23 protein-coding genes and 1 tRNA gene are annotated in these 25,540 nt (G+C 29.3%); 10 read left to right on the forward strand and 14 right to left on the reverse strand.

Features of this window, described 5'->3' with window-relative positions; all coding sequences use genetic code 11:
* Together EPJ79_RS10945 and EPJ79_RS10950 are read left to right on the forward strand one after the other, a co-directional pair.
* On the forward strand, positions 1–194 hold a 194-nt coding region (locus EPJ79_RS10945), incomplete at its 5' end, for a PepSY-like domain-containing protein (protein WP_147739641.1).
* Positions 195–217: 23 nt separating this feature from the next.
* Entirely contained in the window at positions 218–649 is a 432-nt protein-coding gene (locus EPJ79_RS10950; RefSeq protein ID WP_147739513.1) for a PepSY-like domain-containing protein, read from the forward strand.
* A gap of 188 nt (positions 650–837) precedes the next feature.
* Here the strand turns inward: EPJ79_RS10950 and EPJ79_RS10955 are convergent, their stop codons facing one another.
* Genes EPJ79_RS10955 through EPJ79_RS10965 form a run of 3 tightly spaced genes read right to left on the reverse strand, consistent with a single transcriptional unit; the run spans position 838 to position 2,751 of the window.
* Positions 838–1,941 (reverse strand): ankyrin repeat domain-containing protein, encoded by a 1,104-nt coding sequence (locus tag EPJ79_RS10955; RefSeq protein ID WP_147739514.1) that lies wholly within the window; start codon positions 1,939–1,941, stop codon positions 838–840.
* A gap of 3 nt (positions 1,942–1,944) precedes the next feature.
* On the reverse strand, positions 1,945–2,274 hold the full coding sequence (locus EPJ79_RS10960; RefSeq protein ID WP_147739515.1) for a TfoX/Sxy family protein: 330 nt from the start codon (positions 2,272–2,274) through the stop codon (positions 1,945–1,947).
* Between the two features lie 3 nt (positions 2,275–2,277).
* A complete protein-coding gene (locus EPJ79_RS10965; protein ID WP_147739516.1) occupies positions 2,278–2,751 on the reverse strand; it encodes a YbaK/EbsC family protein in 474 nt (157 codons plus the stop codon).
* A gap of 292 nt (positions 2,752–3,043) precedes the next feature.
* On the opposite strand from EPJ79_RS10965, the gene EPJ79_RS10970 reads away from it, so the two are divergent.
* Positions 3,044–3,751, forward strand: a complete 708-nt coding sequence (locus EPJ79_RS10970) for an outer membrane beta-barrel protein (protein ID WP_147739517.1) — start codon at positions 3,044–3,046, stop codon at positions 3,749–3,751.
* Between the two features lie 61 nt (positions 3,752–3,812).
* Here the strand turns inward: EPJ79_RS10970 and EPJ79_RS10975 are convergent, their stop codons facing one another.
* Together EPJ79_RS10975 and EPJ79_RS10980 are read right to left on the reverse strand one after the other, a co-directional pair.
* Positions 3,813–4,853, reverse strand: a complete 1,041-nt coding sequence (locus EPJ79_RS10975; RefSeq protein WP_147739518.1) for an N-acetylneuraminate synthase family protein — start codon at positions 4,851–4,853, stop codon at positions 3,813–3,815.
* 35 nt (positions 4,854–4,888) lie between these two features.
* A tRNA-Thr gene (locus EPJ79_RS10980) sits at positions 4,889–4,961 on the reverse strand.
* Between the two features lie 406 nt (positions 4,962–5,367).
* Here EPJ79_RS10980 and fabG point away from each other — a divergent pair.
* From fabG to EPJ79_RS11015, 7 genes are all read left to right on the forward strand, one after another.
* Positions 5,368–6,117: a 3-oxoacyl-[acyl-carrier-protein] reductase gene (gene fabG, locus EPJ79_RS10985; protein WP_147739519.1), complete on the forward strand. Its 750-nt coding sequence runs from the start codon at positions 5,368–5,370 to the stop codon at positions 6,115–6,117.
* A 78-nt stretch (positions 6,118–6,195) separates the two neighbouring features.
* Positions 6,196–6,432: an acyl carrier protein gene (acpP, locus tag EPJ79_RS10990; RefSeq protein ID WP_021958524.1), complete on the forward strand. Its 237-nt coding sequence runs from the start codon at positions 6,196–6,198 to the stop codon at positions 6,430–6,432.
* A gap of 81 nt (positions 6,433–6,513) precedes the next feature.
* Complete coding sequence (gene fabF, locus EPJ79_RS10995; protein WP_147739520.1) at positions 6,514–7,767, forward strand: beta-ketoacyl-ACP synthase II; 1,254 nt, start codon at positions 6,514–6,516, stop codon at positions 7,765–7,767.
* 489 nt (positions 7,768–8,256) lie between these two features.
* The gene (locus EPJ79_RS11000; RefSeq protein WP_147739521.1) at positions 8,257–8,892 is read left to right on the forward strand and encodes a type II toxin-antitoxin system PemK/MazF family toxin; all 636 of its coding nucleotides are present in this window, start codon (positions 8,257–8,259) and stop codon (positions 8,890–8,892) included.
* Positions 8,893–9,229: 337 nt separating this feature from the next.
* Positions 9,230–10,030 carry an META domain-containing protein gene (locus tag EPJ79_RS11005; protein ID WP_147739522.1) on the forward strand — a complete coding sequence of 267 codons (801 nt, stop codon included), beginning with the start codon at positions 9,230–9,232 and terminating at the stop codon, positions 10,028–10,030.
* A gap of 208 nt (positions 10,031–10,238) precedes the next feature.
* On the forward strand, positions 10,239–12,629 hold the full coding sequence (locus EPJ79_RS11010) for a penicillin-binding protein 1A (protein WP_147739523.1): 2,391 nt from the start codon (positions 10,239–10,241) through the stop codon (positions 12,627–12,629).
* 24 nt (positions 12,630–12,653) lie between these two features.
* Positions 12,654–14,501 carry a TraB/GumN family protein gene (locus EPJ79_RS11015; protein WP_147739524.1) on the forward strand — a complete coding sequence of 616 codons (1,848 nt, stop codon included), beginning with the start codon at positions 12,654–12,656 and terminating at the stop codon, positions 14,499–14,501.
* 195 nt (positions 14,502–14,696) lie between these two features.
* On the opposite strand, the gene EPJ79_RS11020 is transcribed toward EPJ79_RS11015, so the two are convergent.
* From EPJ79_RS11020 to EPJ79_RS11060, 9 genes are all read right to left on the reverse strand, one after another.
* Positions 14,697–16,487 (reverse strand): phosphoenolpyruvate carboxykinase (GTP), encoded by a 1,791-nt coding sequence (locus tag EPJ79_RS11020; protein WP_147739525.1) that lies wholly within the window; start codon positions 16,485–16,487, stop codon positions 14,697–14,699.
* Positions 16,488–16,536: 49 nt separating this feature from the next.
* Complete coding sequence (locus EPJ79_RS11025; protein ID WP_147739526.1) at positions 16,537–17,946, reverse strand: sodium/glutamate symporter; 1,410 nt, start codon at positions 17,944–17,946, stop codon at positions 16,537–16,539.
* 10 nt (positions 17,947–17,956) lie between these two features.
* On the reverse strand, positions 17,957–18,772 hold the full coding sequence (locus EPJ79_RS11030) for a SanA/YdcF family protein (RefSeq protein ID WP_147739527.1): 816 nt from the start codon (positions 18,770–18,772) through the stop codon (positions 17,957–17,959).
* Between the two features lie 146 nt (positions 18,773–18,918).
* The gene (locus EPJ79_RS11035; protein ID WP_147739528.1) at positions 18,919–19,449 is read right to left on the reverse strand and encodes a hypothetical protein; all 531 of its coding nucleotides are present in this window, start codon (positions 19,447–19,449) and stop codon (positions 18,919–18,921) included.
* A 462-nt stretch (positions 19,450–19,911) separates the two neighbouring features.
* Positions 19,912–20,346, reverse strand: a complete 435-nt coding sequence (locus EPJ79_RS11040; RefSeq protein WP_147560390.1) for a hypothetical protein — start codon at positions 20,344–20,346, stop codon at positions 19,912–19,914.
* A 14-nt stretch (positions 20,347–20,360) separates the two neighbouring features.
* A complete protein-coding gene (locus EPJ79_RS11045) occupies positions 20,361–21,464 on the reverse strand; it encodes a sialidase family protein (protein WP_147739529.1) in 1,104 nt (367 codons plus the stop codon).
* A gap of 105 nt (positions 21,465–21,569) precedes the next feature.
* Positions 21,570–22,370, reverse strand: coding sequence for a hypothetical protein (locus EPJ79_RS11050; protein WP_147739530.1), 801 nt, complete (start codon positions 22,368–22,370; stop codon positions 21,570–21,572).
* 307 nt (positions 22,371–22,677) lie between these two features.
* Positions 22,678–24,261, reverse strand: a complete 1,584-nt coding sequence (locus EPJ79_RS11055; protein WP_208745275.1) for an ABC transporter permease/substrate-binding protein — start codon at positions 24,259–24,261, stop codon at positions 22,678–22,680.
* Positions 24,258–25,280 carry an ABC transporter ATP-binding protein gene (locus EPJ79_RS11060; RefSeq protein WP_147530059.1) on the reverse strand — a complete coding sequence of 341 codons (1,023 nt, stop codon included), beginning with the start codon at positions 25,278–25,280 and terminating at the stop codon, positions 24,258–24,260. The genes EPJ79_RS11055 and EPJ79_RS11060 overlap by 4 nt, the downstream gene beginning before the upstream one ends.
* Between the last annotated feature and the right edge of the window lie 260 nt (positions 25,281–25,540).

The raw sequence follows: 25,540 nt of genomic DNA on the forward strand, positions 1-25,540 counted from the left end.
TTGCCGATTGGTATATACCTTTAGACCAAGTGCCAGCCGCGGTAATAGCTACGGCTAAAAGAACCTATCCGCAAGCTGAAATATGGATGGTTGAAATGGAACACTATAATGTCTATGAAGTAAAAATGAGCAATTTCATGGAACTTTATATTGATATTAACGGTAATCTATTATATCAAAAATGGGACGATTAATTTTTTATTAAGGAGGTTTTATAATGAAAATAAAAAAATTATTAATCATAAGTTTAATATTAGGTTTAAGTTCGAGTATGGTTTTTGCCGATTGGATAGTTCCAGTTACGGCATTGCCTCAAAAATCGAGAGCTTTTATAAACTCAACTTTTCCAGGAGTTCAAATTTGGAAAGTTGAAAGAGACGGCGGAAAATTTGAAGTTAAACTTTCAAACGGCGTTGATATAGATTTCTATATGAATGGCGATTGGAAAGATATTGACGGAGAATGGGTTACAATTCCTTTTAGCGTTTTGCCAGCCTCAGTCGCTAACACGGTAAAACAAACCTATCCGCAAGCTGCGATTATAAAGGTTGAAAAAGAATGGGGAAACTATAAAATTAAACTTAATAATTTTATGGAACTATATATAACCGCAAGCGGACAGCTTGTTGGACAAAAATTTGACGATTAAGCTATAAAAAATAGTTTTATAAAAAAATTTAAAAGGGATGTCTTATAAAGGCTTCCCTTTTTTATTTGTATTTTTATTAGTTAAACTTTTACAAGTATCAATTATAATCTCTTTTAAAAATTTTTTATCTTCAATATCTTTTATAAAATACATTGGTTTTGCATTATCTTATTAAATAAACAATCTATTTATTTAATAGCTTTTCTTAATAATTCTTTTATCTTTTCTGTTTCCGCCAAATCTAAAGCCGTTTCCCCTGTATCCGCTCCGTCAATTTTTCTTGATGCGTTTATATTCGCTCCGTTATCTATTAAAAATTTAGCCATATCGTAATTTCCTATTTTTGCCGCTCTTATTAAAGCCGTATAGTATTCATCCGCCGCTCCATCATAATCTTCTACCATTATACAGTCTACATTCGCTCCTTTGCTTAAAAGGAATTTGGCAAACTCATAATCTCCATTTTCCAAAACCATTATTAAAGGTTGATAAATATAAGTTCCTCCATCTCCATCGCTATCCGTATTTTCCGTTGAATTTACATCCGCTCCATTTTCTGCAAGATATTTTGCAATGTCGTAATGTCCTAATCGAACGGCTCTCGCAAAAGGAGTATATTCGGTATAATAAAATAAATCGTCTCCTTCTTCCTCCTTGCATACTATATTAATATTTGCTTTATTTTCTACAAGAATTTGAACCATTTTATAGTTTCCGTTATTCACGGCAATAGCTAATGCGACATATTCTTTGCTTTCCGACGAATAAAAATAGTATTCGGTTTCTTTTTGATTATGATTATATATAGATTTATTAATCTCAATTTTTTTGTTTTTTAATAATTCTTCAACGGTTTGAATATCGTTATTTTCAACGGCTTTTATAAATCTTTCTTCTTCCGAATTTAAATTATTATAATTAAAGGTTTTATTTGTCGTTATTTCGCTATCGTATATATAAACTTCTTTGTCGTTATATTTATAATCTTTATTATCATAATCGTAATATTTTAATTTATACCAATTTTCTTCCTTCCCTAAAAATTGCCAATAATAAATTTCTCCTCCATGTCCGTTTATTTTAAAAAGTATTTTTCCTTTTGGACTTTCTCTTACATTTATATAATCGTCTTTGCTTATATAGAAAAACATTGTAGTATTTTCTTCTTCCGCTTCAATATTATTTTGAATATCGTTTGTAGAGTTTTGAGAATTTCCTTTCATATTCGATTTTTCCGAACAGGCAATTAACAATAAAATTAATAAACTTATAATTAATATTTTTACTTTCATTTTCTACTCCAAATATTTTTTCTTCTTTTTCTTTTTATTATTACTTTTAAGACTTTTACAAGTATCAATTATAATCTCTTTTAAAAATTTTTTATTTTCAATATCTTTTATAAAATACATTGGTTTTGCATTTTTATAAGGAATAGCTTCTTCTAAATTATAATCTTTATTAGTTTCCGCAATTTTTATAAGAAGTCTATTATCGTAAATTCCGCCAAATAAAATTTGATTATAATAAAGCAAATATTCTCCCATCATTGATTTATAACTTATATTTTCAAGCAAATCCAATTTATCTAAAATTAAATCTCTGTATTCTTTTGAAGTCGGCATAAATTAATTTTCCGTATATTTACAAACATTAATCCATTTTTTATTATTAACTATTTTTTCAAGCTCGTCCACCGCTAATTTTATTGCGCTATTTGAACTTCCGCAAGCTGGATAAACAATTTTAAGTCTTTTTAAAGATTCGTCTAAATAAATATCGACATTATCGTTTACTCCGAAAGGACAAACTCCGCCAACCGCATGCCCGATTAATTCTTCCACTTTCTCAAAAGGAATCATTTTCGCTTTTGTAGAAAATTCCGCTTTATATTTGCTATTGTCTATTTTGCAATCTCCCGCAACTACTATTAATATTGGTTTATCGTCTATAAGAAAAGAGAGAGTTTTTGCAATTTCTTTTTCTTCAGAGTTTAACGCTTTTGCAGCTTCTTCAACCGTTGCCGATGAAACGGGAAATTCCATAACTTTATCGTCAAGCTCAAATTTTTTTAAATATTCTTTCGCTCTTGTTAATGACATTTTTATTCTCCGATTTTTATTAGATAAATATTTTAAATTAAAATTTGTTTAATAATATCATAAAAGAAATTAATTATCAATTAACATATTTAATGTTGGTTATTTTTTGTTAGCAAAAAAGAACATAATAAATTTTTATCATATTTTTATGAATATTTTAAAATTAAACTCTTGACATATTTTTAAAATAAGTATATTAATAATTTACTATATTAATGATTGTAAATAAAATGACGAGTGGATTCTCGCATTAATTATAAAAAATTTAATTTATCAAGGAGGTTTTTAATTAATGAAAACTTTTAAAAAACTATTTTTAGTAGTTGCAATGTCTATGGTATTTGTTGTATCGGCATTTGCAGAGAGCAGTTTTGAGCTTATACTCAACGGGAAAGCGGGATTAAGTATTGGAGTTCCGCCAAAGCTTCTTAAAGATAACGCTGGAGCAAAAGGCGAATTAGGACTTGACGCTGGAGTTTCCGCTCAATTCGGACGACTTCATCGATTTTCAAACGGCTTTGGAATAAGCATGTTGGCTGAAATAGGATATTCTCGCGATACTTTTGCCAATTCCGTAGATGCAAGTTCTTTAGGGCTTGCTGGCGGAGGAAGAGCTTCTTTCTCATACAGATTCGACAGTTTGCAAATCGGTTTATTGCCTAAATTCAATTTTGGAAAATTTGCAATCGGAATTGGCGGTGGAATTAAAATTCCTCTTGGAGGCGGAAAAGAAACAGTTCAAATTGATAGCGAAAAAGAATCTATAAAATTGAGCAGAAGCGATATAAAAAATTTAATTAATCCAATGATTATAGGCTATGTTAAAGGAACTTTAGGTTATTCAATATTTTTAACCGAAAGTTTTGCTTTTAATATCGGCTTATATTTGGAATACGATATTATGAAAGCTCGACTTATACCAATAGGCGACAAAAAAGAATTTTACGGAAGTTTTGATATAGGTTTAGAATTAGGACTTAGATTTGGAAGAAAAGCTTAATTAAATTCGCAAGACTTTTAAAATTTTATAAAGCGGGCGGAGAATTATCTTCGTCCGTTTTTTATTTTGTCAATTCTTCAAAACTTAAAGCGGTAAAAGATTTTTTATCTATTTTTAATTTTTTTCCTACAACTTTATTATAATCTTTAGCAGGTATTCCAATGCAAGGTCTCAAAGCTATTAAATCTTTTTCTTTTAAAATTTCATTTTTAAGCATGCTATGATTTAAATATAAACCTCTTTTTGCATATATAAGTTCTTTTTTTTCTTGCTTGCTTAATATTCTTTCTTTCGATAAAGCCTTTTCTCCTCCAAGCAAAGCGACAGTATTATTAAGAGAATTGATTAAATCGCTCATTGATTTTGCATCCAAACTTATTATATGGTCTCCTGATTTTTTTTCGGGAGTTATTGTAAAATGTTTTTCTATTATTTTTGCCCCTAAAGTAAACGCTATTATTGGCGCTTCAATTCCTATAGTATGGTCCGAATAGCCTATTATATTTTTTTTAAATAATTTATTCATAATAGATATTCTATTTAATCTTGCATTTTTAATCGGAGTAGGATATTCAACCGAACAATGCAAAAGAGCGACTTCATTATTTTTCAATATTTTTAAAGCGTTATTTATATCTTTATTTAAAGCGAGCCCCGTAGACATTATAACTGGTTTTTTTGTTTTAGCTATTGCATTTAATAATGGAATATTATCAATATCGCAAGACGCTATTTTATAAATTTCAATATTATTTTCTTCCATTTCTAAAACAGATTCTATTGAAAAAGGCGTGCTTATAAAAATTATATTGTTTTTTTTCGCTTCTTCTATTAAAGGTTTATACCATTCTTTTTTAAATACTATATCGTTTATTCCATCAAGAGCGTTTTCGGGAAGTTTTAATTCTTTGATATACTCCTTTACGGCAAATAAATTATTAAGAGTAAAACTTTGAAATTTAATAGCATCCGCTCCCGATTTAGCGGCTTCTCTAACCATTTTTAACGCTACTTCAAAATCGCCTTCATGATTGCATCCCGCTTCTGCTATTACAAAGAATTTCTTTTTATTTATAAGATTTTTTAATTTTATAGAACTCATATAGACAACCTAAATTTAAAAAGTAAAAAATTATGAGCTGGCGATGGGACTCGAACCCGCAACCGGCTGATTACAAATCAGCTGCTCTACCAATTGAGCTACGCCAGCGATTTATTTATTAATTAAGCAATATTATATAATATAAAAATAAAATTGCAAGCTTTTAATTGCATTAATTATAATTATTTAATTTTAAAAAAAATTATAAAAAATTAAAATTAAACTATTGACAAAAATATTATTGTATGTTAGAATATACTAACAATCTGTTTTTGAATATATTAATTCTAATCAGATTATATTTTATAACCTTCATTTAATTAAACTGTTTAAGCTCCTTTTTTAAAAAAGGGGCTTATTTTTTAGTTTGTAATATTTTAGCAATATTTGAACTTTTAACCTAAAAAGTCGGAAATTTTAAAGTTATAAAACACTCTTGACAAATTTTTTATATTTTGTTTTAATATAGCAATTATTTATTAAATAAAAAATTTTTTAAGGTAAAACTAAAAGCATGGATTTAAATCTTAAAGGAAAAACCGCTTTAATAACGGGAGCGAGTAGAGGAATAGGAAAAAAAATAGCGGAAACTTTGGCAAAAGAAGGCGCTAATATAGTTATAACCGCTACGAATATTGAAAAAGCTTCAACCGTTGCGGATGAGTTAAAAAAACAATATAATATTGAAACTATGGCTTTAAAGCATAATGTTAAATTAAGCGAATCATGTAAAGAAATAGTCGATAAAACTGTAGAGAAATTTAAATCTATAGATATATTAGTAAATAACGCGGGAATAGCGAGAGATATGCTTGTTATTCAAATGGATGATAACGCTTGGAACGAAGTAATCGAAACTAATCTTTCGGGAGCTTTTTATACTTCAAGAGAGGCGGCAAAATATATGCTAAAGGCAAGAAGCGGAAAGATAATAAATATATCGAGCGTTATAGGAAAAATGGGAAATGCGGGACAAACAAATTACGCCGCTGCAAAAGCGGGAATAATTGGAATAACAAAATCTATGGCTAAAGAATTTGCATCGCGTAAAATATGCGTTAATGCTATAGCGCCTGGATTTATTCAAACCGATATGACGGGAGTTTTGCCCGAAGATACGGTTAAAAATATAATGAATATCACGCCGTTAAAGAGATTGGGAAATGCGGAAGATGTCGCTAATTTGGTAGCTTTTCTTTCGTCAGATTTGAGCGCTTATATAACGGGAGAGGTTATAGCGGTAGACGGCGGAATGTCTATGTGATTATAATTTTAATAAAAGCAAATAAGGTTGCCTAAAGGCGCTTTATAATAAATATTTTAATTTTTAAGGAGAATAAAAATGGCATTAATCGATGAAATTAAGGATGTTGTGGCGAGTCAATTAAACATCGCCGACAAAAGCAAAATTACGGATACGGCTTCTTTTGTAGACGATTTGAATGCAGATTCTTTGGATTTGGTGGAATTAATCATGGAGTTGGAAAAACGATACGATATTAAAATTCCTCAAGAAGACCAAGAGAAGATTAAAAATGTAGCCGATGCCGCTAAATATATCGAAGACCATAAAAAGTAATATATTTAGAAATTTCCCGTAGGATAATTTATTTTTGTTTTACGGGAATTTTTATTATTTAAATTATCAGGAGCTATTTATATGAGTGAACGCAGAGTTGTAGTAACGGGGCTTGGAGTTGTAAACGCTTTAGGAAACGATGTTAAAACATTTTGGAATAATCTTCTTAACGGAGTTTCGGGAGCTAAAAAACTTAATAAATATTTCGACCCCGACAAAGAAGGGCTTATAACAAAAATAGGAGCGGAGGCTTTGCCGCTTGAAGGCGATTATTATTCCGATAAAAAAATGTTAAGAAGATTAGACCCTTTTATCAATTTTGGAATATATGCAAGCTATCATGCTTTTAAGCAGGCTGGAATAGAGCCTAGAGGTAATTTTGACCCTTTTAGAGCGGGAGCAATTTTAGGAAGCGGTATTGGAGGAGTTACTACTTTATTGCAAAATCATAGCGTAATATTATCGGACGGACCTAGCAGAGTTTCGCCTTTTTTTGTACCTATGCAAATAATTAATATGACTCCTGGACTTATCGCTATGGAATACGGAATGAACGGACCAAATTATAGCGTTGTGACGGCTTGCGCTTCTGCAAATCATTCAATAGGTTTAGGTTATAAACATATTAAAGATAATGAAGCGGATATTATGGTTGTAGGCGGAAGCGAGTCTACAATTAATCCTCTCACTATAGCTGGATTTAATAACGCGAGAGCTTTATCTACAAGAAATGACGAGCCTGAAAAAGCTTCGAGACCTTTCGATAAAGGAAGGGACGGTTTTGTTATTTCCGAAGGAGCTGGAATATTAATTTTGGAAGAATACGAACATGCTAAAAAAAGAAACGCTGAAATTCTTGCCGAGATTTGCGGATACGGTTTTACTGCTGACGCTCATCATATTACGGCGCCTTTAGAAGACGGGGCTATGGGAGCGAGAGCTATGTCTTTGGCTATAGAGAGCGCTAAAATATCGCCCGACAAAATCAATTATATAAATACGCATGGAACTTCAACGCCTACAGGAGATATAGCGGAAGTTAAAGCTATTAAAAAATCTTTAGGCGAAGATGTAGCTAAAAAAATAAAAATAAATTCTACAAAATCTATGACAGGACATGCGCTTGGAGCTGCGGGAGGAATAGAAGCTATAGCGACTATTATGAGTATTATAGATTCTAAAGTTCATCCTACAATAAATATCGATGAGCAAGATTCAGAGTGCGATTTGGATGTCGTGCCAAATACGGCGCAAGATTATAAAATAGAATACGCTATAAGTAATTCTTTTGGTTTTGGAGGACATAACGCTTCAATCGTATTTAAAAAAATATAAAATCTTAAAATAAGAAAAGATAAAATTTATAAAAGTCGTATTGCTATACGGCTTTTTTATTTGAATTTATTTTTATTAAGCAATGGGAATTTTATTACCTTTACTATGAATATTGGACTTCGCCAATATTTTTTGTCTTGCTAAAAATCTATACCTTAATGTTGTTATTTTTTTTGTTTCTTTTTTACATGCCAAAGGCTGGCAGACGCCAAAATCTACTCTTACTTTTTCAATATAGATTGCCACACCTCACACTATGTACCTTACAGCATTGGCTAGCAATGACATTAAATTAAAGTTTATAAATCATAAGTCGACAAAATATTTTAAACAAATTATAAATTTTTTACTTGATTTTTTTATAGATATCTTTATCATGTAATGAGTTAAAAAGTTAAATTGACAATTTTAGCATAGGTAATTTATATTATAATTTAATTTTAGAATTTATGTATACAAAAAGCTATACAGCTTATAAAGTAAAATAAAATGTCAAAATATATACAAGAAATGCAAAATAAATATTCTATCGGACATGAGCAGATGGAAAAAAGACCATATTTAGTTGTGTATGATAGTGATGATTATGTTTTAGGTTTTCCATTAACAACAAAAAATAAAAAAACTAAACCATACCCATCGCATAAAAATCCAACTGCAAGTGTAGATAAGATTAGCTATATTATATCGGAATTTATGATAGACCAACTTCAATTCATATACAAAAATGATTTTACAAATTTGTCAAAAACATTATTGCCCGATGCAGATTATCAAGCGGTAATTGAAAGTTTTGTTAGTCAAATCATTAAATCTAATGAAAATCCAAATAAGGATGAGCCAAGTTGTCTTAATTTTTGTGATATTATTAGTTTTACTCATAATATTCCTCAATTTTCAAGTATTAATAAATGGCTTGTCGTATCCTCAAAACATTTTAATGTTTATGCAAAAATGTGTTTTATAGTTCCTTATAATATAAAAGAATTAAATTTTGCTTATTTACATTCTATTGATTGGCAAGCAAGAAATATAAATATAGAGAATAAAATAGGACAAACAAATCCAGAAATACAAAAAATACAAAATCTTTTACAACGAGCAATTAAAAATAAATTTAGTTAAAACCCATTAATTATGGATAAGGATAATTTAAGTAACAAAATTTAAAAGAATCTAAATATTTAATATTAGGCTAAATCTTATTTTAAGCGATAGAGTAAAATGCCTGATGTATAAAGTAAAAAAACTTAAATAAAAAATATATCATATAAACTGATAAACCACAAGTTACGACTGTTAATGTTTTTTTATTTCTTTATTTATTGACAAGAAAAAAAGAACAAGAATTTTTGCTTTCTTTAAATATAATAAAAAATAAAAATCTACCTTTGACAAATTTTATTTTTCATTTATACTATATATATAAAAATTAATAAATAAAATAAAAAAGGATTTTAAAATGGTAAAACAAAAAAACTGTATAACAAAAAAAATAATTAAAAAAATTATATGCATTTCATTTCTGCTAATAATTTCATGCTCAAATGAAAATTCAAAATCAAGCGAAAAATTAAATTTGGAAGAGGAAGGTTTAACTATATCCGAATTAAACGAAAGCGAATTAATCGGAAAATCTTTTACTCTTTACAATATGTTTGCCGATTACAATATTAATATTTCTTTCTATGACGCGAATAATCAAGTATTTGGTTTCGCGGGAGTAAATACTTATAGCACTTCTTATAGCAAAAATGGAGACGAAGTAAAATTTTCAGGCATTACAAGAACTAAAATGTCGGGACCAAAAGACATAATGGACGCCGAAAATAATTATGTCAAATATTTAGAAAATACTAAATATATGTTTTTGAAAGATAATGATTTAATAATAATAACTTCCGATTTTACGGAATTAAAATTTAGAGAAAATATTATTGATACGAACGAATTAAACGGAAAAAAATTCATATTATCGAATATGCTCGAAGGAACGGAAATAACAATTTCAATAGAAAGCGGTTCTTTTGTTGGAAATTCGGGAGTTAATATTTATAATATACCGTTTGAATTAAAAAATAACGAAATAACTATAGGGCAACATGGAATGTCAACTTTAATGGCGGGACCCGAAGAAGATATGAAAGCGGAGGACGAATATATGAAACTTTTAAATTCGGCTAAATATATATCGTTTGATAATTATAATTTATGTATAAAAACCGCAGATAATCAAATATTATTATTTGATTTAACGGAATAATTTTTTACTATTTCGTTTATAAATTGTTTTATATATTAGTAAGCATCATTGATGCTCTCTTAAAAAAGATATATATACAAACCCATTACTTTTAAAACCCTATAAAATTATCGCTCGATAGTTTTGTAGGGGATTTTTTATATATTGATTAATTGAAAAATTATTTTATAATAGTTAAAAAACTAAATAATTAATTAGGAAATAAAAATTGAAATTTCTTAAAAATATATGGCAAAAATATAATAATTTAAATATAAAGCAGTTTAAAAAGTTTTATATAATAGCGATAGCGATAATTTTTTTATTAAATACTATAATATTTTCGTTTCTTATAGCGGATATTGTCGCTCAACCCGATATAGAGGCTATAGAATTATATCAACCGACAATTCCGACAAAAATTTATGATATAAAAGGCGAAGTTATTTCGGAATTTTTTACAGAACAGAGGGCTTTAGTAAATTATAAAGATTTGCCTCCTCATTTAATAGAAGCCATAATTTCTATGGAAGATAATAATTTTATGAAACATGCGGGGATTGATATTATAGGAATATTTAGAGGAACTATAGGAAATATGCTGCTTGGAAGAAGACCGCGCGGAGCAAGCACATTGACTCAACAAGTCGCAAGAGGAATAGTTTTAAAATCTAGAGAAAGAACGATAACGAGAAAATTAAGAGAGATTTGGGTTACTTTTCAAATAGAAAAGAGATTAACAAAAGAAGAAATTGTTACTCTTTATTTTAATCAAATATTTTTTGGGCATTCTGTTTACGGAGTGCAGGCTGCGAGTAGATTTTATTTTAATAAAGATGTTCAAGATTTGAATTTGGCTGAATGCGCTATGCTTGCAACTTTGCCTCCTTCTCCAAATACTTACTCTCCGATTAATAATCCGAATATATCGATGCAAAGGCATAAAGTCGTGCTTAAAAGAATGAACGACATGAAATTTATAACTCAAGTGGAAGGCGATATTGCATATAAAGAATTTTGGGAATCATATACGGGAAAAATTGGAAGAAGAGGAACTACCGCCTATAGCGCGTCTATGGACAGAGCGCCTTATGTTACGGAATATGTTAGAAGAATATTAGTCGAAAGATATGACGAAAAAACTTTAAAAGAAGAAGGATTAAAAATATACACGACTATAGATATTGAAAAACAAGAAGCCGCTCAAAAATTATTAACCGAAGCTTTAAGAAATTATAATATAAAATACGAAGGCGGTTCTTTAGATATAAGTTCGGTTTACGATAGAACTCTTTTAAATAAATTAGAAATGCTTTCTTTAATAGTCGCTTTGCCTGAAGATTTGGCTTATAATAAATTTAATATTGCAGTTAGAGACGCTTTGAATAAAAATGTTTCTAGTCCTTTAGCTTTGCTTTCCGATATGTTCGGCATGGAAAATGTAAACGATGTAATAATGGAAGTTATGAAAGCTGACGAAGCGGAACTTTCAAGACAAATAGAGGGCGCTTTGGTTTCTATAAATCCTAAAAACGGTTATATAGTTTCTATGGTTGGCGGTTCGGGTTTTACTCCAAGAAATCAATTAAATAGAGTGACTCAAGCAAGAAGGCAAGCAGGAAGCGCGTTTAAACCTTTCGTATATGCGGCGTCTATGGATATTACAAATTATAGTCCTTCAACAATAGTGAGCGATGCTCCAATAGGTTTCGTTTTTGAGGATGGAAATTCATGGATTCCAAAAAATTATTCCGCAAATTTTAAAGGAGATGTAAGTTTAAGATACGCTTTAGCTGTTTCTTTAAATATAGCGACTATAAATGTTTTGAATTATGTCGGAGTGACAAACGCAATAAAATATATGGAGCCGATATTTAAAGCGGATAATGACGAAAAAAAATCAAAAAGAATGTTTAACGCCGATTTGACTTTATCGCTCGGAACGGGATTATTTACTCCGCTCGAATTAACTACGGGATTTGCCACGATAGCGAACGAAGGTAAAGAAGTAGAGCCAATTTTAATAAGATATGTAACCGATAGACATGATGTAATGATAGACAATTTTGAAGAAGATTTAAAAAAAGAAATTGAAGAGAGAGGCGGCGCAAAGCAAGTTATGAGCCAGGAAGTTGCATATTTAATAAGCGATATTTTATCGGGAGTTTTAAGAGGCGGAACGGCTACAAGTGCGATGTATGAGGCAAAATTTACAAGAATGGGAGCGGGAAAAACGGGAACTTCAAACGATTGGAAGGACGCTTGGTTTGTAGGTTATACTCCCGAACTCGCTACGGGAATATGGATTGGTTTCGATTCTTTCAAATATTCTCTCGGAAATAATCAAGTTGGTGGAAGAATCGCTGCGCCAATTTGGGGAAAATATATGGTAGAAGCGTTAAAAACAATAAAGCCGACTTGGTATAAAAAGCCTAATAATATAGTAAATATCAATATATGCGCGATAAGCGGAAAATTGCCAAGCGCTTCTTGTTATTCAATAAAATCTGAACTTTTTATTAGAGATAAAATACCAAATGAAATTTGTAATGTATGCGCGAATTATTTGCAAGATTCAAGCGAACTTGACAGTATAATAGATTCTTTTTTAGATTATTGATTTTTTATAAAGAGCGTAAATACAATGAATAAAATAATAAATATAGATTCAAATATTTTGAGATATAAAAATATTCTTGCAATTCCGTCTATTCATTCGAGAGTTTATTTTTCTTTAGCCGTTAGAGAAGCCGTTAAAGAATTCAAACCCGATGCGATAGCTATAGAGCATCCTGAAAGTTTTAATAAATCTTTAAGAGAAGCCGTTAGCAGACTTCCGTTTATAAGTTTGATAATAAGAGAAATTGACAACGAAGCCGTTTATATTCCTATCGACCCTTGCGATTCTATAATTGAAGCCGTTAGACTTGCAATTGACGAAGAGATTCCTTTTTTTACCGTTGATAAAGATATTACTTCTATTAATTCAAATTCTCATTATTTGATGCCTGACGATTATTTATTAAATAAAATAGGACTTGAAAAATTTTACAAAGAAGTTAAATCAAAATATTCTTTTTTTAAAACCGAAACGGATAAAGAGAGAGAAATTTTTATGGCTTATAAATTAAACGAGCTTTCAAAAAATTATCAAAAAATATTATTTGTAGTCGGAATGTCGCATTGGGAAAATATAGCGAGTATTTTGAAAAAAAATGATTTTTCTAAAATAAATAACGAATATAAAAATAATGAAGAAAATATAAATATATATAATGTTCATAAAGATTCTATAAATAAAGCGATTGGCGAATTTCCTTTTACGACTTATATGTATGAATTATTTAGAGAAGGCAAATTAGATAACTTCGATAAAATTAATATAATAGAAACAATTTTTAAAGAGGCAAAATTAAGATACAAACTTCCGATTTCACTTTTACAACAAAAAAATATGATGAAATATTTAAGAAGTTTATGCTTGCTTGAAAACTATATTATGCCCGATTATATAGATATGCTTACCGCTTCAAAATGTATGGTAAATAACGATTACGGTTTGGAGGTAATGCAAGGAATGGAATATTATCCGTATTATAGAGAAGAGGAAGATTATCCGACTATAAAATTAAATAGAGACCCCGCAACAAACGGAATTGAAGGACTTTTAAAAGATAAAAAAATTAAGCTTCATAAATACGATAATGTTTGGCGAACTTCTTTTAAGAAAATAAAAATTGATAAACGCCCTAAAGAAAAATATGACGGCGAATGGGAAGAGGCTTGGAATAATAGAACGAATTTACTTTCTCATATTCCCGAAGATGTTTTAATGGAAAGGAATATGAATATTTTGAGAGATAAAATTAAAAATATGCTTACGGAAGATAAAGCGAAAATTGAGCCTTTTAGAGTCAGCATTAAAGACGGAATTGACATGAGAGAAACGATAAGGAATTATTATAAAAATGAAATTTATGTTAAAGAGATTCCAAAATTAAAAGGAAATATTGGACATATTGTAATTATATTTGACGATGAGAATGATGAAGATTATAATTGGAATATAGTTTGGTATAGCGAAGCTCATGATGACAGCGATTTAATATTATACGCGACAGAACCAGGAAACGCTCTCGTTGGACCTGGAATTTCAAAATGTTATTTTGGAGGATACGCTTCTTTGATGCCTCCTCAAGCTCCTTACGATATTTGGAGAGATTATAATAAATTAAAAGAAGAAGGAATTATAAAAAATTACGCCGATTTATTATTATACGCGGCGATAATTTATTCCGTTGATAAATATTTAGGATATGTAGCTCCAAAACCTCCTTCAAATATTCTAAAAGAAATTGCAAAAAATTACGCGATTGAAATAGTTCATATTCCGCTTGCCAACTTCTCTAGCGAAACTTTAAGAAAATTGAGACATTTTCATGTTTTGGGAAATAGAAGATTAAGAAGCATAGCGAAAGATTATATTATTTGAAAATAAAAAATTGCAATAAATAAATTTGATTTTATATAAATTATTGTGAAATATTAAATAACTATTATTATTCTTGTTTTTTGGTAGGATAAAAAAGAACAGAAATTTTTACTATTTTCTAAATTAAATAAAAAGCCGACAATTAATTAAAATCGTCAGCTTTATTTTATAAATAAACTTTTACTTTATCTAATTTTATTTATTCAATCTATCTCTCAAATCTTCAAGTTGTTTTTTAAGTCTTTGAGGAAGCCTATCACCAAATTTAGAATAATGATTTTCTATCTCTTTAGTTTGATTTTTCCAAGCTTCAATATCGACTCTCATAAGCTCTTTAAAATCCGCTTCGTCAATTTTCAACCCCGTTAAATCTAAATCTCCGTCTTTAGGCATTCTTCCAATAGGCGTGTCTTTAGCGTCAATTTTTCCTTCGACTCTCTCGCACATCCATTTTAAAACTCTCGAATTATCTCCAAATCCTGGCCAAAGCCATTTCCCGTCCGCGTCTTTTCTAAACCAATTTACATAGAAAATTTTTGGCGCTTTATCTCCTAATTTGTCTCCCATTTCAAGCCAATGATTCATATAATCTCCCATATTATAACCTGCAAAAGGAAGCATAGCGAAAGGGTCGAATCTTAAAGCTCCGACTGAACCTATATTAGCCGCAGTAGTTTCGCTTGCCGCTGTAGAACCCATAAATACGCCATGGTCCCAATTATAAGATTCATGAACTAAAGGCATAACGGAAGCTCTTCTTCCGCCGAAAATAAATATATCTATAGGAACGCCTTTAGGGTCTTCCCAATCCGCGCAAATTATAGGGCATTGTTTTGCTGGTGCTGTAAATCTTGCGTTTGGATGAGCGCCTTTATCTGAACTTGCTGGCGTCCAATCGTTTCCTTTCCAATCTTTGCCATGCGCTGGAGGCTCGCTCATTCCTTCCCACCATACATCGCCATCGTCCGTTTCAACGCAATTTGTAAATATCGTATTCTCTTTTATTGAATCCATAGCCATAGGATTAGAATCGTAAGAAGTTCCTGGAGCTACGCCAAAAAATCCCGCTTCTGGATTTATCGCGTAAAGTCTTCCGTCCGCTCCAATTTTCATCCAAGCTATATCGTCTCCAATCGTTTCGCATTTCCAACCTTTAATCGTAGGCTGAAGCATTGCAAGATTTGTTTTACCGCATGCGCTCGGAAAAGCCGCCGCTATATGAAATCTCTTTCCTTCTGGATTCGTTAATCTCAATATAAGCATATGTTCCGCCATCCATCCTTCTCTTCTTGCCATAGCGCTTGCAATTCTCAAAGCCAAACATTTTTTTCCAAGCAAAGCGTTTCCTCCGTATCCCGAACCGTAAGACCAAATTAAATTTTCATCAGGGAAATGCGAAATATATTTTTTTTCTATAGGAGCGCAAGGCCATTTTTTGTCTTTTTCTCCGTCAGCTAAAGGAGCGCCAACGGAATGCAAACAAGGAACAAATTCGCCGTTTGAACCTAAAACTTCCAAAACTTTAGTTCCAACTCTCGTCATTATATGCATATTGCAAACAACATAAGCGCTATCCGTTAATTCCACGCCGATTTTTGCAATAGGAGAGCCTACAGGGCCCATAGAAAATGGAATTACATACATTGTCCTATTTTTCATTGAACCTTTATATAATTCTTTCATAGTTTTCTTTAATTCGTCTGGATTCATCCAATGATTAGTAGGTCCAGCGTCTATTTCGTTTGGATAACTTATAAAAGTTCTGTCTTCAACTCTCGCCACATCGGAAGGGTCGCTTCTGAAAGAATGGCTATGTTTTCTTTTTTTAAGAGGATGAGAGAGTCCCAAATCTATAAGCTCTTGCATACATTTATCGTATTCTTCGCTGCTGCCGTCACAAACATATATATCTTTTGGTTGACACATATCGGCTACTTCTTTAATCCATGATTTAAGTTTTTCATGTTTTAAATCTTCAAGTTTCATAATTTATTTTTCCTTTTTTAATAATTTTTTAATAAATTATACTACAAAATTAATTTTTAGTAAATGATTTTTTATTTATAAAAGATACCATAAACGCAAAGGCAAAATACAATATCGCCGATATAATCGCCGTAATAAAATTGTCAAAAGTCGAACCTACGGCTAAAACAGTATTTAATATTGGAACAATCAAAAGCCCTGTAACAGACATTAAAGAAAATCCTAAAGAAAATTCGCTTAAAGCTGGAGATTTATATTCTGGGTCGCATATTTTTAATAATGTCATTCCCGTTATTAATACTCCCGTTAAAGTTCCCCAAGATATAATCGCTCTTTCAAAAGAATAATCTTCTTTAAAGAAAAAACTATTGAGAGGAAAAACGAGCAAATAAGTTATTATAAAACCTAATATGCACATAAAGGTTATTGGAGCTATATAATTTATTATCGCCTTTATCGGCAAACTTGTCATAGCGGATACAATTGCAAAATCGCTTAAAGTTCCCATAATTTTAGCTTTAACTTTCACATCAACCATCCAAACTAAATTTAATTTTTTTATTATAAAATTCAAAGCGAACATTATTATCATTGAATATGTCCACACGGGAAGAACATTCAACCCCGCAATATTCATTTTTTTAACAAAATTTAAAACTATATAAGCTATTCCGCATACCGTAAATATGATAGCCAAATGAAATGTTATAGTTTCTATCGAAGAGCTTAAAAAAGTTTCTCTTCCCAAACTATTTTGTTTATTTATATCTTTATTATATCCGACTTCCATACTTTTATCAGCGTTATTATTAATTCGTTTTATAATTTTAGTTTTATTTTTTCTAACGGCTAAATTTATAAATATTATTCCGAAAACTATTCCGCCGATTAATCCAATAGTCGCCGTAGTTAAAGCGACTCCTTGAGCGATTTCCCATTGAGGAATGCCGAAACCTTCAAGCAATTTTCCCGTTGCGGCGGCAAGTCCATGTCCTCCTGCAAATCCTGCAGACAATTCATAGCCGAAAGTTCTATACATATTTAATTGAGGATTTATTTTACTGAAAAACATATTCGTAGCGTATCCTATTGCCGATTGAGACATAGAGGCGCATTGAAATAAACCGAAACAAATTAAAACTTTTGAAGGATACATAGATTTAATATTTTTATTTTCGTTTAGAAACATACCCAAAGGAATTGCGGCAAATATCGGAACGGATAATATTCCTGGAAGTAAAGAATAAGTTTTAATCCATTCTTCAGAAATTGAATAATTTGAAAATCTTCCCAAAATTTCGGGCGAGATTATAATTCCGATGAAACCTCCTATAACGGAAGCGGGCAAATATAAACTTTGAAATAATTTAATTTTCGCTCTTAAAAAAGTTCCTACTAATAATAAAACGGAAAGCAGAGATAAAGCCTGAAGCAGTTGAGTAAGTAATTGAGATGTCATTTAATTCTCCTTATCTAAATTTATTTTTGTCTATTTTATTGCTATTTTTATTTGCTAATTCTTTTTGCTCTTCTATAATAATATTATCTCCGTAGAATTTCGGCGGTTTATTAAAAATAATATCGAATATCATTAAAACTCTCGCTCCAATTTCTCTCGGAAACTGTCTTATTCTGTATAATTTTCTAACATTGCGCGCATTATATCCGATTGCTTTTATATTTTTTTGTCTCGCTATCAAAATCGCTCTCTCATTATGGAAAGGTTGAGAGACTATAGTAAAATTAGTGAGGCTAAAAACTTTATTCGCTCTTATAATAGAATCTCTCGTTCTAAATCCCGCAAAATCTAAAAATATATGTTTTTTATCGACTCCTCGTCTTATTAAATCTAAACGCATTTGTCTAGGCTCATTATATGATATATGCCTATTATCTCCGCTTACAAGAATAAATTTTATTTTTCCGTTTTTATATAATTCGTATGCAGCATCCATTCTAAATTTAAAATACATATTAACTCTTCCGTCATATAAATATTTGCTCGTTCCCAAAACCAAAGCGACATCGTTATATGGAATTTTTTCAATAGAATTATAAATATATTTTTTTGAATAGATTGAAATAAATAAATACATTATCAATATACAAACGGCGATTACAATTAATATTTCGGATTTAAACTCCCAAATGCATTTTAGGATAAAGAAAATATAATTTATAATTTTAGAAAAAATATTTTTATCTCTAATAATATTTTTTGCCTCGATATAATTATCTCTTATTCTGTTTATTTTTGTATAAAATATTTTTTTTAATTTAAACATATATTACAGTATATAGAAATAATTTATACTTGTCAATTTCATTTGATTATTTATTATAGTCTTTATCTTAAGTATTCAGAGTGACAAATAAAAAAGCGCCATATTAAATATGACGCCTTTGTGATTATTCTTAAAATTAAAAATATTTATTTTTGTTTTGTAACGCTACCTTCAGCAGGAGTTATTGTCGTCCAACCGTAAGGACCATATACAACTTTTTGAACTATACCGCCCGTGAAATAACCGCTTGTAGGACTAGTGAATACGAATTTTCCTGTTCTAGTTTTTTCTCCCTCCACATTCCACTTTGCAGGCGGCGTGAAAGATAATGTTATGCTATAAGGATATTGAAAAGTATCTGCAATTTTTCCTGTGTATCCCGCATAACCAGCGTTATTGCCCCATAAACCTTCTGTATCAACATTATCGAAGTTTAGATTTCCTGCATCGTCAATCCAAAATTGAACATATTTACCGTTCCAAGTTCCAACGATGTCGGATTTAGAACCGCTCTTATTTTCTTCAGGCTTAGTCGTTGGCGCAGGCGTTTCTTGGCTCGACTCTATAGAAGCCGAAATATTGCCCGCATCAGTAGGCTTCTTTTTGCAAGCTACCGAAACGATAGCTATCATAATAGCGATTGCTATTAAACTTAAAACTTTTTTGATTGTAATCATAAGTTACTCCTTAAATAAGATATTATTTTTTAGTCTATTTATAAGATAAGAATTATTTTAAAAAAGTCAAGTATTTTTTTTAATTTTTTTAAATTTTTTTTAATCTTTACATATTATTTTTAATGATTTTTATAAAAAAATCATATTTTAACCCAAAAACCTTATATTTTTTACAATGAAATAGCAAATTATTACTATTCTTTAATTTATAATTTTTACCATAGCGAGTGAGTGAGACTAAAGTTTGTCGTTGGAAAATAATTCACTTTTAATAAAATTTATTTATTAACGAAACTAAATTTTAAAAATTAATTTTATTAAATGTGTATTGCTTGGCTTCCGTCCGACTTTGTAGTAGTAATAGCTTTGTAATGACGGTTTTTTTGTAATTGAAATTTTTTTACTTAAATAATGATTTTATCTAAATCAAAATGCATAATTAAAATATTTCTATTGTCTATATTAATTAATATTTTTAACAACTTCTCTAAATTTGCTAATATCAAATATTCTTGTTGTTTTGCTTTTTTCAAGAGAGGAGCGGACTATTAATAAATTATAATCCAATAAATTATAATAAACATAATCGGCGTCTATAATTATTGAACTTTTTTTATCTTCGCTTGCCTTACAATCTAAATTATCGGGAAGCTCATTATCAAATTTAAAAAAAGTTTTATGAGTTTCAAATACTAAATCGGCGCAATTCCATTCTATGATTATATTTTTTAATTTTGTTTCTTTATTTATAATAACTTTTAAATAAGTGTCGTCAGCCCAAGAAGATAATTTATAAGCTAAAAGTTTTAATATAATATTTTTCTCTTCTTTTATAATTTGCCATTTATTACTTTTTATTTGATAAACTTCAATATCCATTATATCTTTATCTTTCATAAATAAGTCCTTTTTTAATTTAAAATAAATCTTTTCAAATATATTTTTCTTGTATTGCTTTTTTCTTTGCAACCGTAATATACGCATATTATATTATTACCGTCATTAATGCAAGAAGGATAACCGCAATCTGCATTTTTTATTTTATCTTCTATTATCAACTCTTTGGAATTATTAATATTTTCAATTATATTTTTATTTTCAATTTTGTCTAAAATCTTCGCTCTTATTCCGTAAGGTTTTAATCTATAACCGTAAGTTAAAAGAATTTTTTTATTATTTAAAATTAACGGATTTAAAGGATAACCTTTTATATTTATAGCTTCGGGTTTTGAAAAAGTTTTTCCTTTGTATTTTGAATACGATATTGAAGTATAACCGTATTCGTTATTATAATGAGTTCTTATAAATGCAATTATATTATTTTTATATGCAAGTAAAGAAGGTTCAAAATATTCTATTCTTTTATTATTTTTAATTTCGCTTTCGCATAATAAAGTTTTAATTTTCCAATTAATAAAATCTTTTGAGCTTATTATATAACATTGATATTTATCATTTTTGCTTTTATTTGAAGTTTTTTTATAAGCGTAAATCGGAGCTAAAATTTCATTTCCGATTTTTATCATATTTCCTCTTATGGCAAAATTTTTCATTTCGTTATTTAATTTTATTATATTTGGTTTTGAAAAAGTTTTTCCGTTATCTTCGCTTATGCATAAACCGATTCCGTCAAGCAAGGCTATAGAATTATTATATTCTATAAAAGTATAATTTTTAAATAATTTTTTTTCGTTTATAGGATGAAAAGAATATCTAAAATAATAAGCCAATATTGTTTTATTATCTACTCTAAATAATTGCGGGTCCTGTTTTGCAGCGCAATCGTCTTTGCCTAATTCAAACATTTTTGTAATTTTATTTTTATAAACTGCCGACACAATCGCTTTGCTTAAAGAATGCAAATGAGAATAATTTTTTTCTGTTTTTGGAGCTAATCTAAAACTAATTAAATATTTATTTTTTTCAAGACAAACTATACTTGGAAAAGCTGGATAAAATTTTTTATCTTCGTATAATATTTTTTCGTCTAAAATTTTTATAATATTATTTTTCATTTTAATTTATTTTAAATAATAATTTAAGATATAAATAATTTTCGGAATAAAAAAGCCTATACGCGTTATAAAATACGAATAGGCTTAATTTTTAATTTTATATTTTTAAAATCTTAAAGTTATTCCAAGTCTCGGCAATAATAACAATCTCATATTAAGAAATTTTTCAAATTGTTTTAAACTTGCAAATTCTTGAGTTGAAGTCATAGCCGAAGTCCAAGGCGCCACATAATAACCTATATCAAATAAAGAAATATCTATACCGACTTGAACTGGCCAATCGGCACCTCTTTTTGGAAATAATTGTATTCTCCATCCTAATTCAAAAGATAAATAAAATCCTCCTTGAGAATAAAAACCGTTGAATCCATTTGCCGCTATATTTGGACCATAACTTTTCATAGATACGGCAGTTCCGCCAATTCGAGGAGATAAAAAGAAACCAAAAGGAGCTTTTTTGAAAACGAAAAATTTTACATTTAAAGACCAAGGAATAGTGTAAAAACTTAATCTATCTTCGCCCGATTTTATCTCGCCTATAGAAAAACCTATATCTAATCCTACCGACATAAAATTAAGCGGAGCAAAATCATAACTGAAACCCAAACCGAAAGCGTAATTTTTTAAATTAGCAGTCGTTCCAAAAGTTTCCACGCTCAATTTAACTTTATCTACCATCAAATTGAAAATTCCCGCATATAAAGTTGGTGCAAAATTAATGCCGAATAAACTTCGTCCTTTCACAGAATCCCAAGCTTTATTTTCCTTTTTTTCTTCTTTTTTCTCTTCGATATTTTGAGCGAAAATATTATTGGCGCAAACAAATATCAAAGTTATAGAGATTATAAATAATTTTAACCTCTTAAAAATTTGCTTTTTTAAAGCGTTTAATGAATTTTTAGTCATTTACGACCTCCTTTAAAATTAAAATCTATAAAAACATTTGAATAAATGATTTTATCCATAAAAAAACTTTCCAAAGTCAAAAGATAATTTGAATATGACTTTAATAATTTTTTGCAATAAAAATAAATCGCAAAATTTAAAATAATTTGGCGACTGGCGACTGGCGACTGGCGACTGGCGACTGGCGACTGGCGACTGGCGACTGTTTAAATAATAATATATTAACCATAATTGAGATAATTTTAAATTATTTTAATATTTTTGTCAAGCGTTTATATATTTTTTATATATTATGAAAATAAAAAAACTATATCAAATTATTTTTTATAAGAAATTCCCGCGCAACTTCTTTAGGGTCTTTCTGCATTTCATCAACTTGATAATTTAATTCTATCATTGTCTCTTCGTCAAGCAAATCGCCCAATTTTTTAAGAATCTCCGCAATTTCAGGATATTTATTTAAAGTGTCGGCTCTTATAAAAGGAACGGCATAATAAGGCGGAAAGAAATTTTTATTGTCTTCCAAAGTTATAAGAGAGAATTTTTTTAATAATCCGTCCGTAGAAAATGCGGTTATAACATCGACTTCTTTAGAATCTAAAGCAATATATCTTGGAGCATCGTCTATAGCGACATAATCTTTAAAATCTAATAAATAAAAATTTGTAAGTCCTATTATTCCATCGGTTCTATTCATAAACTCTATAGTTCCGCAGAATTTTAAATTTTTAGATGCAAATCTCATATCGCTAATAGTTTTAATATTATATCTTTCTTTAGTTTCTTTTCTTATGGCAAGAACATAAGTATTATTAAAATTAAAAGGCTCTAAAGTTTCAATATTATATTTGCTCTTCATATCTTTTTTAACTATATTATATACAAAATCGGAATCGTTAGTCGGATTATAATTAAGCAAACTTGCAAACATTGTTCCCGTATAATCTACATATAAATCAACATCGCCTTTATCTAAAGCCTGAAAAACTATTTGAGTTCCGCCAAGCGCTAATTTTCTATCGACTATTAAATCCGTATTCGCTTCAATTAAATCTGAAACCATATTTCCTAATATCAACTGTTCTGTAAACATTAAAGAAGAAACCGTTATAGTATCTCTCTTATTTATGTTTAATTTTATTATTTGAGTGGCGCTTAAAATTAGAGTGATAATTATAACGATATATATAATAATTTTATCTTTTTTTCTTTTATCTTCTAATTCTTTTCTTTTTATTGTTTCATTTGCTTGCAAGCTAATCGGCGTTACCAATCTTTCTATTATAGAAAAAACATAATCTACAAGTAAAGCGAGCAGACAAGCGGGAATTGCGCCAGCCAATATTTGATAATTATTAATAGTTCTTATTCCAGCAAATACCAAATAACCTAATCCTCCAGCTCCGACATAAGCGGCTATAGTCATTAAACCAACCGAAGTTACAGCCGAAACTCTTATTCCCGCCATTATAACGGGAAGAGATAAAGGAATTTGTATTTTAAATAATCTTTGAGTTTTTGTTAATCCTATTCCTTTTGCAGCTTCTAATATTTGAGGACTTATATTTGAAAGTCCCGTATATGTATTTTTTATTATTGGAAGTAAAGAATATAATATAACCATAAATATTGCTGGAGCCGAGCCTATTCCTAATATTGGAATCGATATTCCTAAAAGCGCCATGCTCGGTATAGCTTGAACTATATTTGCAAATCCTAAAATAGGTTTATTGAGTTTTTTGACATATTTTATTAATATTCCCAAAGGAACGCCAAGCATTATTGAAAATATTACTGAAAATACGGTTAATCTTATATGCTGAAATAAAAGAGTAAATATTTCATTTCTCTGTTCTATAACATATATTAAGAATTCCGATATTATATTCAACAGTTTATCTCCTTAATTGCATCCTCTTTAATAAATTTTTGATTTAATATTGCCACAAGTTCATTTTGAGTTATTATTCCGATAATTTTTTTATTTTCGTTTATAACATGCAAACTTTCCGCTTTATTTTCGTCCAATATTTTAAGTATCGAAGTTATATTTTCATCATATTTAATTTTAGGAATTTTTTTATATTTTCCTTTGTTTGCAATTAAAGTAAAAAATCCCGTTATGCCAAAATTATTATTAATATTTGTCATTATATCTTGCGCTCTTATATATTCGGGATTATCCCAAATTCTATTTTTTCCTACAAAAGATTCTACATATTCGTTTTCAGGCTCTTTTAATATTTTTTCGGGTTCGTCAAATTGAATTATCTCGCCGTCTTTCATTAAACATATTTTATTTGAAAGTTTTAAAGCTTCGTCCATATCATGCGTTACAAATACTATAGTTTTATTTAATTTCGATTGCAGATTTAAAAGTTCGTTTTGTAAATCGGCTCTCGTAATTGGGTCTAATGCGCTAAAAGGCTCGTCCATTAAAACTATATCGGTATCGTTTGCAAAAGCTCTTGCAACTCCGATTCTCTGCTGTTCGCCTCCGCTTAACTCTGAAGGATATCTATTCAAATATTCATCGGGATTCAAATCAACCATATTCATAAGCTCTATTGTTCTTTTATATATTTCTTCCGATTTCTTTTTTTCAAGTTTCGGTATAATTTCAATATTATCTTTAATAGTCATATGCGGAAATAATCCGTTTTGCTGTATAACATATCCCATATTTCTTCTTAAAGTTATCGGGTCTTTATCGTATATATTCTCTCCGTTTATATAGATTTTGCCTGAAGTTGGCTTTATTAGTCTGTTAATCATTTTTAAAAGCGTGGTTTTACCGCAACCGCTAGGTCCGATTATAGATACAAATTCGCCTTTTTCAATTTGGAATGAAATTGATTTTAAAACCGTTCGATTTTTGAATCTTTTAGTGATATTTTCTACTTTTATCATAGTTTACCCCTAAAAAGAACTTTTATTTTTATTATACTATAATTAGTAATAATTTCAACCCTAAAAATATGGTTTATATTATAAAAAGATTTTTAATTAAAGAATAAAAAGACACCGCAATTAAGCAATGATTTTTATAATTAATCAGATTTTATTATTTATATTTTTCAAAATTATATCTATAAGTCATACTTATCAAGTAATAGTGGCATTTGATGAGCTACTAAATGTAATTGTTTTCGTATGAGGTTCTTTTTTAT

The sequence above is a fragment of the Brachyspira aalborgi genome (assembly GCF_008016455.1).
Lineage (GTDB): Bacteria > Spirochaetota > Brachyspiria > Brachyspirales > Brachyspiraceae > Brachyspira > Brachyspira aalborgi.

Excerpts from the sequence above, each read along its gene's own strand:
- EPJ79_RS10955 (WP_147739514.1), bottom strand. The coding sequence starts at position 1,941 with ATGAAAGTAAAAATATTAATTATAAGTTTATTAATTTTATTGTTAATT.
- EPJ79_RS11035 (WP_147739528.1), bottom strand. The coding sequence starts at position 19,449 with ATGATTACAATCAAAAAAGTTTTAAGTTTAATAGCAATCGCTATTATG.
- EPJ79_RS10960 (WP_147739515.1), bottom strand. The coding sequence starts at position 2,274 with ATGCCGACTTCAAAAGAATACAGAGATTTAATTTTAGATAAATTGGAT.
- EPJ79_RS11005 (WP_147739522.1), top strand. The coding sequence starts at position 9,230 with ATGGTAAAACAAAAAAACTGTATAACAAAAAAAATAATTAAAAAAATT.
- EPJ79_RS11020 (WP_147739525.1), bottom strand. The coding sequence starts at position 16,487 with ATGAAACTTGAAGATTTAAAACATGAAAAACTTAAATCATGGATTAAA.
- EPJ79_RS11015 (WP_147739524.1), top strand. The coding sequence starts at position 12,654 with ATGAATAAAATAATAAATATAGATTCAAATATTTTGAGATATAAAAAT.
- EPJ79_RS11030 (WP_147739527.1), bottom strand. The coding sequence starts at position 18,772 with ATGTTTAAATTAAAAAAAATATTTTATACAAAAATAAACAGAATAAGA.
- EPJ79_RS11045 (WP_147739529.1), bottom strand. The coding sequence starts at position 21,464 with ATGAAAAATAATATTATAAAAATTTTAGACGAAAAAATATTATACGAA.
- EPJ79_RS10970 (WP_147739517.1), top strand. The coding sequence starts at position 3,044 with ATGAAAACTTTTAAAAAACTATTTTTAGTAGTTGCAATGTCTATGGTA.
- EPJ79_RS11025 (WP_147739526.1), bottom strand. The coding sequence starts at position 17,946 with ATGACATCTCAATTACTTACTCAACTGCTTCAGGCTTTATCTCTGCTT.
- EPJ79_RS10965 (WP_147739516.1), bottom strand. The coding sequence starts at position 2,751 with ATGTCATTAACAAGAGCGAAAGAATATTTAAAAAAATTTGAGCTTGAC.
- EPJ79_RS10950 (WP_147739513.1), top strand. The coding sequence starts at position 218 with ATGAAAATAAAAAAATTATTAATCATAAGTTTAATATTAGGTTTAAGT.
- EPJ79_RS10975 (WP_147739518.1), bottom strand. The coding sequence starts at position 4,853 with ATGAGTTCTATAAAATTAAAAAATCTTATAAATAAAAAGAAATTCTTT.
- EPJ79_RS11050 (WP_147739530.1), bottom strand. The coding sequence starts at position 22,370 with ATGACTAAAAATTCATTAAACGCTTTAAAAAAGCAAATTTTTAAGAGG.
- EPJ79_RS11000 (WP_147739521.1), top strand. The coding sequence starts at position 8,257 with ATGTCAAAATATATACAAGAAATGCAAAATAAATATTCTATCGGACAT.
- EPJ79_RS11040 (WP_147560390.1), bottom strand. The coding sequence starts at position 20,346 with ATGAAAGATAAAGATATAATGGATATTGAAGTTTATCAAATAAAAAGT.
- EPJ79_RS11060 (WP_147530059.1), bottom strand. The coding sequence starts at position 25,280 with ATGATAAAAGTAGAAAATATCACTAAAAGATTCAAAAATCGAACGGTT.
- acpP (WP_021958524.1), top strand. The coding sequence starts at position 6,196 with ATGGCATTAATCGATGAAATTAAGGATGTTGTGGCGAGTCAATTAAAC.
- fabF (WP_147739520.1), top strand. The coding sequence starts at position 6,514 with ATGAGTGAACGCAGAGTTGTAGTAACGGGGCTTGGAGTTGTAAACGCT.
- fabG (WP_147739519.1), top strand. The coding sequence starts at position 5,368 with ATGGATTTAAATCTTAAAGGAAAAACCGCTTTAATAACGGGAGCGAGT.